This window comes from Flavobacterium sp. (assembly GCF_029242675.1).
Taxonomy (GTDB): Bacteria; Bacteroidota; Bacteroidia; order Flavobacteriales; family Flavobacteriaceae; genus Flavobacterium.
This window is the reverse complement of the sequence record NZ_JAQWTM010000144.1, coordinates 1-8,877: the sequence shown is the minus strand read 5'-3', so window position 1 is coordinate 8,877 and position 8,877 is coordinate 1. Positions and strand designations below refer to the sequence as shown.

The following is an 8,877-nucleotide window of genomic DNA, read 5'->3' as shown; positions in this document are numbered from 1 at the left end:
TGACTTCAATATTTTTGAAATAGAATCCAAGCAATGTAAAAAGCTGAAAATTCAAAACCCAGTTATCTCTAAAGAAGATTTAGATAAAATACGCAATATTGATCATCCTGACTTTAAGGCAGCAACCATTTCAACGCTTTACAAGATTGACAAAGGAGTAAACGGTTTAGAAAGAGCTTTGGAACAATGTGTGCAAGCTACCTTTAAAGCGGTTTCTGAAGGACACAATATCATCATACTTTCAGACAGAGGTGTGAGCGACAAGATGGCTCCAATTCCTATGTTGCTAGCGTGTTCGTATATTCATCACTCTTTAAACATTTTAAAGGTTCGATCTAAATTCGGAATCATAATTGAGTCTGCTGAACCACGCGAGCCTCATCATTTTGCTCTACTTTTCGGATATGGAGCAAGTGCTATAAACCCCTATTTATTAAACGAAATCATTAGAGAACAAGTCTCGACCGGACACATCACTAATATTGATCCTGACTATGCCATTGCTAATTACAATAAAGCAATTGCAAAAGGAATACTAAAGATTATGAATAAAATTGGAATCTCGACGCTACACTCCTACAGAGCTGCTCAGATTTTTGAGATTTTAGGATTAAACAAAACATTTACGACTAAATACTTCCCATACACTCCTTCTCGAATTGAAGGAATAGGCTTGACTGAAATTGAAAAAGAAATCAAAAAGAGGTATCAAAAAGCATTTCCTAATTCTAAAGTAGCTAGTTTATTATCACTTGAAATTGGAGGAATTTATAGATGGAGACGAACAGGTGAAAAACACATGTTCAACCCTACAACTATCGCTAAGTTACAACAAGCAGTTCGGTTGAATAGTCCTGAAAGTTATAAGGAGTACTCTAATATGGTCAATGACCAAAGTGAAAAATTGATGACAATTAGAGGACTTTTTGAGTTCAATAACTTGGATCCAATTTCAATTGACGAGGTAGAACCTTGGACAGAAATCGTAAAGAAATTCAAAACTGGTGCCATGTCGTACGGTTCCATCAGTCAAGAAGCTCATGAAAACCTTGCCATAGCCATGAACCGAATTGGTGGTAAAAGTAATTCTGGTGAAGGAGGAGAAGATCCAAGACGTTTTCAAAAAGAAGTCAATGGAGACTCCAAAAATAGTGCTATCAAGCAAGTGGCTTCTGGCCGATTTGGTGTTTCGATTAACTATTTAACTAGTGCTAAGGAGATTCAAATAAAAATGGCACAAGGTGCTAAGCCAGGTGAAGGAGGGCAACTTCCAGGAGAAAAAGTAGTGCCATGGATTGCTGAAGTAAGAAATTCAACGCCTTACGTTGGTCTAATTTCACCACCACCACATCACGATATTTACTCTATTGAAGATTTATCTCAACTAATATTCGACCTAAAAAATGCCAATCGTGAAGCTCGTGTAAACGTAAAGCTAGTTTCCGAAGTGGGTGTAGGAACCATCGCTGCAGGTGTTGCCAAAGCAAAAGCCGATGTGATTTTAATATCTGGTTTTGATGGAGGTACAGGTGCTGCGCCTTTAACTTCTTTACAACATACAGGTATTCCTTGGGAACTTGGTCTTGCTGAAGCACAACAAACCTTAATTTTAAATGACCTTAGGAGTCGCGTTATTTTAGAATGTGATGGCCAATTAAAAACAGGTCGTGACGTAGCAATTGCTGCCTTGCTTGGTGCGGAAGAATTTGGTTTCGCTACTGCACCCTTAGTTGCTTCCGGTTGTATCATGATGCGTGCTTGTCATTTGAATACCTGCCCAGTAGGTATTGCAACTCAAGATCCTGAATTAAGAAAAAATTTTAAAGGAACACCGGAGCACATCATTAATTTCATGTATTTCATTGCCGAAGAACTAAGAGAAATCATGGCTTCGTTAGGATTTAGAACCTTGAAAGAAATGGTAGGTCAATCGCAAAAACTAAATGTCAATAAAGCGATTAAGCATTACAAAGCAAGCGGTTTAGATTTATCAACGATTTTATACAAACCAGAAAAAGCTAAAACGGTACCTAATCACAATACAACCACTCAAGATCACGGACTAGAAAATGTTCTTGACTTCCAAATTATTAAAGAAGCTATACCGTCCATCTACAGAAAAGAAAAAACGAGAGTAACCTTCAAAATTAAGAACACTGATCGATCTGTAGGTGCTATTTTAAGTAACGAGATCTCTAAAATTTATGGAGCGCAAGGATTACCTGAGGACACTATTCTGGTCGATTTCGAAGGTTCTGCAGGACAAAGTTTTGGTGCTTTTGCGACCAATGGTCTTTCGTTCAAAATCCACGGAAACTGTAATGATTACCTAGGAAAAGGGCTTTCTGGAGGAAAACTAATTATTAAGGTACCTCCTACTGCTACTTTTAAGCCTGAGGACAATATTATCATTGGTAACGTGGCATTGTATGGCGCCATCACTGGTGAAGCGTACATTAATGGAATAGCTGGTGAACGTTTTTGTGTCCGTAATTCTGGTGCCACAGCTGTCGTGGAAGGAATTGGAGATCATGGATGTGAATACATGACGGGCGGAACAGTAGTAGTTCTTGGAAAAACAGGGAGAAACTTTGCCGCTGGAATGAGCGGAGGAATTGCCTATGTTTTTGACGAAAAGAAACAATTTGAAAATGGACTTTGCAACATGGAAATGGTGGACTTAGAAACATTAGATTCAGAAGACATCACACATCTTAGACGATTGATTAAAAATCATTCGATGTATACCAATAGTCCATTAGCAAAACGCGTTTTGGAAGACTGGGATAATCAGCAAAAGCATTTCATTAAAGTAATGCCAAGAGATTATAAAATCGCATTGCAACGATTAGCAGACGAAAAGAAAATTGAAGAACTAATAGCATAGTCATGGGAAAGATAGGTGGATTTAAAGAATACGATAGAATAAACGAAGATAATATAGCAGTTCAGGAAAGGGTTTCAAACTATAATGAGTTTACCATTCCTTTAGCAAAAGACGAAATTAAAGAACAAGGATCGAGATGTATGGACTGCGGAATTCCGTTTTGCCATAGCTCCTGTCCATTGGGGAATCTGATTCCTGATTTCAATGATATGGTGCATCAGGAAGAATGGGAGAATGCATTAGCCATTTTGCAATCTACCAATAACTTTCCTGAGTTTACTGGTCGCTTATGCCCTGCACCTTGTGAGAAATCATGTGTATTGGGAATCATAAAAGAACCTGTAGCTATCGAAAATATTGAAAAAAATATAATCGAAAGAGGTTTTGCTGAAGGATGGATTAAACCACAACCTCCTGTGCAACGCACGGGTAAAACAGTGGCAGTTATTGGCTCAGGACCAGCAGGATTAGCGGCTGCCCAACAACTAAACCGAGCAGGACATACAGTTACCGTTTTTGAAAGAGAAAATGCCATTGGTGGATTGTTACGTTACGGAATTCCAAATTTCAAACTAGAAAAAGGAATCATCGACAGGCGTGTAGCTATCCTAGAAGCCGAAGGAATTGATTTTAAAACTAATGTGAACGTTGGTGTAAACTACACTGTTGAAAAACTCAATCAATTTGATTCTGTTGTGTTATGCGGTGGCTCTACAGAGAGAAGAAGCTTGCCTACAAAAGGAATAGAAACTAAAGGCGTAGTTCAAGCAATGGATTTTTTAAGTCAGCAAACGAAAGTATTATATGGAGAAACTATAGCTGATCAAATAAAAGCTACCGGCAAGGATGTAATCGTTATTGGAGGTGGTGACACAGGTTCAGATTGTATCGGAACATCCAATCGTCACGGTGCTAAATCAGTTACCAATTTTGAGATAATGCCAAAACCTCCAATTGGACGTTCCGATAGTACGCCTTGGCCTTATTGGCCACTGCAATTAAAAACATCTTCATCACACGAAGAGGGCTGCGAACGAAACTGGCTAATCAATACCAAAGAATTTATCGCCAACGAAAAAGGAGAATTAGTTGGTCTAAAAACAGTAGAGGTAGCTTGGAAAATGACAGCAGGAAACCGACCAGAATTAGTAGAAAAAGAAGGATCCGAAAAAACATGGCCTTGTGACCTAGCCTTATTAGCACTAGGATTTACTGGACCAGAGAAAACGCTAAGCGATCAATTAGGACTTGAGCTCGATCCAAGAAGCAACTATAAGGCAACAAATTACCAAACAAATGTACCGCACATATTTACTGCTGGTGATATGCGACGCGGACAATCACTAATAGTTTGGGCAATTTCTGAAGGAAGAGAAGCCGCACGAGCCGTTGACCTTTATTTAATGGGATCGACCAATTTACCAACGAAAGGCACTGGTGACCTACCTAGTCTATAAAATAAAAATGACTGTTCAACTAAACTAGTAAACAGTCATTTTTTGTTTCTGGAGGTGCCCATACAGCCACTAGCGTTCTTGTATGGTCGGGCTGTTCGCTGCAAGTCCTCGTCCCTAAAAAGCGGGACTGTGGGCTATCCGCTGCCATCCCTCACCCGAAAACAAAAATAAAACTAGACCTAATGTTTAATTTGTAACTTATTGTTATATTTTGTTAGATATACCCATTTAACTTGTGAATACAACTGAAGAATGATAAATTTGCTTAAAATTAGATACAATGCAATCAAAAGACCTTCTACAATTAGCAGAACAATTTGGCAGTCCATTATATGTTTATGACGCCGATAAAATAGAATCGCAGTACAACCGATTAACAAAAGCATTTTCTAAGGTGGAAAAGTTGCGTATTAATTACGCAATGAAAGCATTGTCAAATGTGGCAATACTACAGTTACTAAAAGAAATGGGTTCAGGACTAGATACCGTGTCTATTCAAGAAGTCCAATTAGGACTGCACGCAGGATATGATCCAGAAAAAATATTTTACACACCTAATGGTGTATCACTTGAAGAAATTGAAGAGGTACATGCAATGGGAGTTCAAATCAATATCGACAACCTTTCGATACTAGAACAATTTGGAACAAAACATCCTCATGTTCCTGTATGTATACGCATCAACCCACACGTTATGGCTGGTGGAAATACTAATATATCTGTAGGACATATTGATAGTAAATTTGGAATTTCAATTCACCAACTACCACATCTTGTACGTATTGTTGAAAACACTAAAATGAATATTGTGGGTATCCACATGCACACAGGATCTGACATTCTTGATATTGAAGTATTCTTGTATGCAGCCGAAATATTATTTGATGCAGCTAGAAATTTCAAAAACTTAGAGTTCCTAGACTTCGGAAGCGGATTTAAAGTACCTTACAAAAAAGACGATATCGAAACAGATATTGAAGAATTAGGTAAAAAACTATCTAAAAGATTTAATGCTTTTTGCGTGGAGTACGGTAAAGACCTAACCTTAATATTCGAACCAGGTAAATTTTTAGTAAGCGAAGCGGGTTCATTTTTGGTTAAAGTAAATGTAATCAAACAAACAACTTCAACAGTTTTTGCTGGGGTAGACAGTGGTTTCAATCACTTAATTCGCCCAATGTTATACGGTTCGCAACACCATATTGATAACATCTCAAACCCTAAGGGCAAGGAACGATTCTACTCAGTAGTTGGGTACATCTGTGAAACAGATACTTTCGCTAATAACCGCAGAATTCAGGAAATTAAAGAGGGTGATATTTTAAGTTTTAGAAATGCAGGAGCCTATTGTTATTCAATGGCTTCAAACTATAACTCAAGATACAAACCAGCAGAGGTTTTATGGATGAACGGACAAGGACATTTAATTAGAGCACATGAAACTTTTGAAGATCTGCTAAAGAATCAAATTCCATTACCTACAACTGCTCAAGTATAAAAACAAAAAAGGTGTATTTTAAAAATACACCTTTTTTTTCGTCCTATAAATAATTAATCTTTCAAAATTTCCTCTAAAACTTGTGCTTCAGTACCGTTTGGAAGCGCTACTCTAATTTTTTGACCAATGGTAGGTGCTATTTCTGTTATTGCTTTTTTAGCATAAGACTCTCCTTTTTTAATGTGCCATCCGTAAAAAATAGCTGGAACATGAGTGTCATAGGTATAAGTCGTACCATGTGACGTACCGGTACCTTGATATTCAATATACCCTGGTTTATCCAAAATGATTAAATCACCATTTTGAGTTACATCGTAACCCTTTGCAATAAAATTTAAATAATAATCATTACCAGTCGAGTTCAATACCTCTTCCTCAGTGTATACTCTTTTAACATAATCTTGAGTCATCAAGTACGACTTAAAACTTGCTTTTACTACAGCTAAGTCTAAGTTTTTAGCTTTGATAATGTCTTTATTGAAAAATAAATTAAAGCTCGAATAATTTAAAACTAGATCAGCTCCAAAAGTTTTCATACTAAAATCCTTCAAATTAGTTCGAATATCCTTTGGGTTTATACTGCTAACATTGTACTTGTTATCCTTCAAATAATTTACATTTTCCGCCCCTGCGTGATCGGCAGTCAAAAACAACAAATAATTATCCTTACCTACCGTTTTATCCAAATAATTCAAAAACTCAGCTATGGTTTGATCTAATCTTAAATAAGTATCTTGCAATTCCATAGATCTAGGACCTAATAAATGACCTACATAGTCTGTTGAAGAAAAACTAACTGTAAGGAAATCGGTTATATTGTCTTTTCCTAATTCTTCTTTTTCAATTGCCTTCATAGCAAATTCAGCTAAAAGATTATTTCCAAAAGGCGTAGATCGTATCACTCCAGCATCATTTTTTACATACATATCTTTCAAATCATAAGGAAACACAGGAGCAGCACTATTGTATAATTTTCCTTCATACGGATTATTATCTTCCAAACTTTCATTATAAGTAGATTTTGGCTTCAATAAGTCCCATCCTCTATTAATGTATGGCATATAATGCTTTTCGTCATTGAATTTCTGAACCCAATCAGGTAATTTTTGACCATAAAAAGAGCTAGAAATAAAAGCACCTGTCTTACTATACCAAAAAGCCCAATTAGCAAAGTGACCAGCAGGCAAAATAGCACCTCTATCTTTCAAACTAAGCCCAATAACTTTACCTTGAAAATTAGTAGCCAATCTTAACTCATCAGTAATTGTAGTCGTTAGCAGGTTTTTTGGAGACATTTCACCTTCTTCTTTTGTTCCATCTCCAATGGTGGTAACATCTGCATCATCAGTACAGTACATTTCCTTACCCAGTTTTCTACTAAACCATTCATTACTCACAATTCCATGAACTGATGGAGTTGTTCCTGTATAAATAGAAGCATGTCCTGGTGCTGTATAGGTTGGCATATAATTGTAATGCATATTTTGAAAAGTATATCCATTCCCCATTAACCTTTTGAAACCATCATTTGAAAAATCATTTGAAAAACGATACAAATATTCCATTTTCATTTGATCAACGACAATCCCAACAACCAATTTAGGGCGATCTTGAGCTTGTAAGTTTGACATCATAGCAACTGTCAAAAGTAGAAGTAGTTTTTTCATTTTAAAATTTATTTTAGATGACAAAAATACAATATATACGGTTAAATATTTTAATTGAATTGAAAGAAAGCACCCCATCCAAATTGATTTAACGTTAAATATACATAAGAATAAAAATTAAAAATCACATTTAAAATTCATCAGCATCAACCCATTTTTCAAATAAGAATAAAAATTTTTCAAATTGAACATACATATAGATACAGCTGGAGCAAAAAATAGAAATACAATTCAAGAAATTCACAATCACCGACTAATTCTAACAGTTTTCGCACTGGCGCTACAATTTTACAATATCCTTGCAGCATCTAAAAAAAAGATACACACCATGCATCCCTATAAAAATATAGGAAGTAGCTCACTATCATCAGCAAACACAACTAAAGACCTCAAAATCTTTTAAATTGCAAATTGTTAAAGTAATTGAGCAAGGCCAAATCATACAGAAGTCCATTTTGTAACAATAAGCCTTTGTAGATGATAACAAAGTAAATAATACTATTCGCTAGTAATTTGATCGGGCTAGATAGATAGGTTTGATAAAGAAGAATCAAAATTAGAAAATAGTAGATAACAATTCAACTAGCTTCATTGGCTAAGAATAGTAAACAATTAAAAACCAGATTGAGTAATAAGAAATAATATCTTTTGATGCTAGAGGAAATCAAACTAAAAAAGCTATATTCTCCTATACTAACTATTAGTTACACGATAAAAACAATTATTAGCATGAAATTCCTATATTTTGTATTAAAATAAATCTGTATCTACACTACAACAAATCCAAAGAGATAAATTGATATTCGAAATACAACATGAAATTACTAAAGCATATAAGCTAAACAAGATTTACGGAATGTTTTTAAAAGTACTCAGGATAAAATTTTAAGCTTCTACAAATAAGCTAAATGATATAAAAATATTAAACAAGAAAATTTTAAATCATATAATACCAAATCTAGACCAATACAAAAGCAATCCAAACAACTGTAACTACTTAAACAACAGAAGTACCAACACCACGAAAACATCTTTCAATGCAAAATAAAAACATTCAAATATCTACCATGAGCCATAGAGATACACACGTAAGAAAAATTGATCTTTCCTAGATTATCTAATCTTTTTGCTTAATCCCCAACTTTTGATCTTGATCCAATACATCTTCGTTTTGATCGATTATTAGTCAAAAAAAAACTCCAATTAGCGTTAGCTAATTGAAGTTTTTAGTACTCAGAGCGGGACTTGAACCCGCACGAACATTGCTGTTCACTGGATTTTAAGTCCAGCGTGTCTACCAATTTCACCATCCGAGCATGATGTGGTACCTCCAGGGATCGAACCAGGGACACATGGATTTTCAGTCCA

The 8,877-nt window shown here is 35.6% G+C and carries 5 protein-coding genes and 1 tRNA gene; 4 read left to right on the top strand and 2 right to left on the bottom strand.

The window, feature by feature from the left end:
- The 3 genes from gltB to lysA all read left to right on the top strand — a co-directional run.
- Nucleotides 1-2,887, top strand: a 2,887-nt coding sequence (gene gltB, locus P8M54_RS05755; protein WP_300286125.1) for a glutamate synthase large subunit, incomplete at its 5' end; no start/stop codon positions are given.
- 2 nt (nucleotides 2,888-2,889) lie between these two features.
- Entirely contained in the window at nucleotides 2,890-4,344 is a 1,455-nt protein-coding gene (locus P8M54_RS05750; protein WP_300286123.1) for a glutamate synthase subunit beta, read from the top strand.
- Nucleotides 4,345-4,624: 280 nt separating this feature from the next.
- Nucleotides 4,625-5,842 (top strand): diaminopimelate decarboxylase, encoded by a 1,218-nt coding sequence (gene lysA / locus P8M54_RS05745; protein WP_300286120.1) that lies wholly within the window; start codon nucleotides 4,625-4,627, stop codon nucleotides 5,840-5,842.
- A gap of 53 nt (nucleotides 5,843-5,895) precedes the next feature.
- On the opposite strand, the gene pafA is transcribed toward lysA, so the two are convergent.
- Complete coding sequence (pafA, locus tag P8M54_RS05740) at nucleotides 5,896-7,509, bottom strand: alkaline phosphatase PafA (protein ID WP_300286118.1); 1,614 nt, start codon at nucleotides 7,507-7,509, stop codon at nucleotides 5,896-5,898.
- A 184-nt stretch (nucleotides 7,510-7,693) separates the two neighbouring features.
- Between pafA and P8M54_RS05735 the strand changes: the two genes are divergently transcribed.
- The gene (locus P8M54_RS05735; RefSeq protein WP_300286116.1) at nucleotides 7,694-7,912 is read left to right on the top strand and encodes a hypothetical protein; all 219 of its coding nucleotides are present in this window, start codon (nucleotides 7,694-7,696) and stop codon (nucleotides 7,910-7,912) included.
- A gap of 827 nt (nucleotides 7,913-8,739) precedes the next feature.
- Here the strand turns inward: P8M54_RS05735 and P8M54_RS05730 are convergent.
- Nucleotides 8,740-8,825, bottom strand: a tRNA-Leu gene (locus tag P8M54_RS05730).
- Between the last annotated feature and the right edge of the window lie 52 nt (nucleotides 8,826-8,877).